1 protein-coding gene is annotated in these 276 nt (G+C 60.5%); it reads right to left on the reverse strand.

Annotated elements, in window-relative coordinates:
* Nucleotides 1–188: hypothetical protein (locus VJI77_RS07495; RefSeq protein WP_323988967.1), on the reverse strand; the 188-nt coding region annotated here is incomplete at its 3' end.
* Nucleotides 189–276 lie beyond the last annotated feature (88 nt).

The following is a 276-nucleotide window of genomic DNA, read 5'->3' on the forward strand; positions in this document are numbered from 1 at the left end:
GTGGCGCTATCGTGAATCTGTTTGATGATGCGCTGGCTTTCGCTGGCGGTGAGGCCCGAGCCTTGCGAGGCCGTGAGGAAGGCTGTCGTCAGTTGCGCGGCCTCCACCAGGGCATGGTCTAGGGCGACGAATGCCTGACGGTTCTGGTCGGCGACGGCCTGGGTCTTTTCGCAGTCAAGGTTCAGCACAAGTCATCTCCTTCGCACAAACGCCGTCTCAGGCGGTGCGTCTATCAGCATGGCGATCTGGAAAGGATCAGGCCAGAACCCGAAAAGC

It is taken from the genome of Parvimonas sp. D2 (assembly GCF_035282635.1).
Classification (GTDB): Bacteria; Bacillota; Clostridia; order Tissierellales; family Peptoniphilaceae; genus Parvimonas.